At 66.8% G+C, this 253-nt stretch carries 1 pseudogene; it reads right to left on the reverse strand.

Annotated features, from left to right (window positions below):
• Positions 1 to 175, reverse strand: a pseudogene (locus SB822_RS59070) (Na/Pi cotransporter family protein); the annotation flags it as partial.
• Positions 176 to 253: the final 78 nt, after the last annotated feature.

Below are 253 nucleotides of genomic sequence, written 5' to 3' on the forward strand. Positions count from 1 at the left end.
GCACGAGACTGGTGACGCCGACGCCGGACAGGAACGCGCGCCAGCGGTTGCGCGTGCTGCGCCCGAGCACGCCGCGCAGATCGGCGCCCAGCACGCGAAGGATGCCCGTGCGCACGATATGCGAGCCCCACACGAGCAGTGCCACGCCTGCGAGAAGGTTAAGGAGAATCAACATAAGGCACTGCGCACTCGTTCTCTGCTGCCGTAACCGGAACCGCATGCCGCGCACGGCATCCGGGGCGTATGACAGTAG

Source organism: Paraburkholderia sp. SIMBA_054 (assembly GCF_046534875.1).
In the GTDB taxonomy this organism is placed as follows: Bacteria; Pseudomonadota; Gammaproteobacteria; order Burkholderiales; family Burkholderiaceae; genus Paraburkholderia; species Paraburkholderia hospita.